The sequence below is a fragment of the Mesorhizobium sp. SEMIA396 genome (genome assembly GCF_024518615.1).
GTDB lineage: Bacteria > Pseudomonadota > Alphaproteobacteria > Rhizobiales > Rhizobiaceae > Mesorhizobium.
In genome coordinates this window covers 1-575 of sequence record NZ_JANIFC010000040.1, presented here as the reverse complement: position 1 = coordinate 575, position 575 = coordinate 1, and the positions used below count along the sequence as shown (strand labels likewise).

Below are 575 nucleotides of genomic sequence, written 5' to 3'. Positions count from 1 at the left end.
CCAAGCACGATGGCGCCGGATTGACCTGACACCGTGCGTGCCTCGATGACACCGGACATGTTGACGGCCTGGCGTGCTGCATTGCGCACCGCCGCCGCCTTGAGTTCGACCAGTCCGCCATCGGCACTGATACGTCCGGAATTGCTGACCAGCGCATTGCTGCCATCAGCCCTGGTCGGCACGGAGACCTGCAAGAAGCCGTCGCCGGACAGATCGAGCGCCGCCTTCTCGCCCGAGCCGAGCCCGACCTTGCCGAGCGGCACGGTGATCGAGCCGGCATTGTCGACGCTGCCGCCGATCAATGCGGCATAGCCGCCACGCCCGATGCTGATCGCACCCTGGTTGGCGACGGCAGCGGAAGCTCCCTTGCCTTCGAACTCCAGCTTTCCGGCCTCAAAATCCTCGTCGCTGATGCCCAGCGAGGAGCCAACGAAACCCGCGGCACTGACCTTGCCGGTCTTGGAGATGGCAATGCCGTTGGGATTGACCAGGAACACCTGGCCATTGGCGTTGAGCTGGCCCGATATGGTCGATTTAGTGCCACCGGTGACGCGGTTCAGCATCGTTGCCGAGGA

At 64.2% G+C, this 575-nt stretch carries 1 protein-coding gene; it reads right to left on the bottom strand.

The genetic code is table 11. The features are described 5' to 3' along the window. On the bottom strand, positions 1-575 hold a 575-nt coding region (locus NP503_RS33190), incomplete at both ends, for a filamentous hemagglutinin N-terminal domain-containing protein (RefSeq protein WP_236383641.1).